At 61.7% G+C, this 248-nt stretch carries 1 pseudogene; it reads left to right on the top strand.

The window, feature by feature from the left end:
• Positions 1-105: pseudogene (locus KJQ96_RS41270) on the top strand (LysR family transcriptional regulator); the annotation flags it as partial.
• Positions 106-248 lie beyond the last annotated feature (143 nt).

Below are 248 nucleotides of genomic sequence, written 5' to 3'. Positions count from 1 at the left end.
CCGTCGCGCCGACTGTTAAGCGCTCGCGTATCCGCGTTCCTGGATTTTCTCAGGCAATCCTTCCCCTCGGGGACGCCCGAGGAACTTGCCGGCTTCATCGATTAGCACAAGCGCTAAACCGCGGCCCGAGAAAAGATGCGACCCAGCCGACAGGGAGACGGACGCGCGCAAAGCGCGCGCCCAGAGGATATGCGGTCATCCGTTGGAGAGGTGCTTGGCCACGTTCTGCAAGCAGACGTCGATGTAAC

The sequence above is a fragment of the Bradyrhizobium sp. sGM-13 genome (assembly GCF_018398875.1).
Lineage (GTDB): Bacteria > Pseudomonadota > Alphaproteobacteria > Rhizobiales > Xanthobacteraceae > Bradyrhizobium.
This window is presented reverse-complemented; position numbering and strand designations above follow the sequence as displayed.